Source organism: Mesorhizobium sp. M8A.F.Ca.ET.207.01.1.1, assembly GCF_004794715.1.
Classification (GTDB): Bacteria; Pseudomonadota; Alphaproteobacteria; order Rhizobiales; family Rhizobiaceae; genus Mesorhizobium.
In genome coordinates this window covers 1-279 of sequence record NZ_SRUS01000605.1, presented here as the reverse complement: position 1 = coordinate 279, position 279 = coordinate 1, and the positions used below count along the sequence as shown (strand labels likewise).

At 68.1% G+C, this 279-nt stretch carries 1 pseudogene; it reads left to right on the top strand.

The annotated features are described in order from the left end of the window. A pseudogene (locus EN850_RS37660) lies at positions 1 to 136 on the top strand (TerC family protein); the annotation flags it as partial. Positions 137 to 279: the final 143 nt, after the last annotated feature.

The following is a 279-nucleotide window of genomic DNA, read 5'->3' as shown; positions in this document are numbered from 1 at the left end:
GGACGGCCTGGACGTGAACCTGCCGAAGCCCTACATCTACGCTGCGATGGGCTTCTCGGTGCTGGTCGAGTGGCTGAACCTGCTGATGCGCCGCCGCGCCCGCGAGCACAACGTGCCGGGTGCCGGCAACTGGTAAGCACGCCACCGGCGTACACGTTTCCCAGAACCCCCGGCCCCGGCCGGGGGTTCTGCGTTGTGGGGGGGGCCGGCTCTGCAACCGCCCAGGGGTTTTTGCACGGATGGCGGATTTGCGGGGTCCACAGATCGGAAGAGCGTCGT